The sequence below is a fragment of the Lysinibacillus sp. GbtcB16 genome, from assembly GCF_019091145.1.
Classification (GTDB): Bacteria; Bacillota; Bacilli; order Bacillales_A; family Planococcaceae; genus Lysinibacillus; species Lysinibacillus fusiformis.
The window spans coordinates 1-734 of record NZ_JAGXJV010000081.1 but is presented as its reverse complement, the minus strand read 5'-3'; the positions used below and the strand labels follow the sequence as shown (position 1 = coordinate 734).

1 protein-coding gene is annotated in these 734 nt (G+C 27.5%); it reads left to right on the top strand.

Annotated elements, in window-relative coordinates:
- Positions 1-310: 310 nt before the first annotated feature.
- Positions 311-734 (top strand): restriction endonuclease (locus KVT27_RS23380; protein ID WP_217582049.1); only part of this gene is annotated, 424 nt, incomplete at its 3' end.

Genomic DNA, 734 nt, shown 5'->3' with positions numbered 1-734 from the left:
CAGATGTTTGTTTAAAAAAAGACGGGGTTTTCATGATAATAGACGTCGCTGGATCTATAAATGGATATTACAAGCAAAATTACAAAAACAATATTTGAACCGCACTTTTAATCAAACTTTATTTCAAATCAGCATTTGATGGTTATAAAAAGTCACGTTACTTCGAATAAAGTTGTACCGTTTTAGAAAACAAATATTAAGAAAATGTGTCATATCAAGACTCATAAATATTTTGATTAAACCTTATTATAAAAGTGATATATTTAAAGAGTAGTCGTAAGTATACTTTCAATTTATGAGGAGATTTACAATGGAAAATAAAAATATTAATACGTTTGATGATTTAATTGAACAAATTAATGAAGTTGCAGGAGATATTCAACGAGAAAGAGGTAGCTTATTTGAAAAGTTAGTGTTGGCATATTTAAAAAATGAGCCAACTTACCAAAGATTATATAAAAATATTTGGACATTAACTGAAGTTCCAATTGAGTACGGTATTCCTAAAAAGGATACAGGTGTTGATTTAGTAGCTGAACAATTTAATGGAGATTTAGTAGCAATCCAAGCAAAATTTTATAAAAAGAAAATTGGTAAAGATGAAATTAATTCATTTGTTGCTGAAATGGGAAAAAGCTATTATCAACGAGGGTTAATTATTTCTACAGTAGATGATTGGAATAAAAATGCACGTGAAACAATAGAATACAACGAAAAAGGCATTGAAATTATTG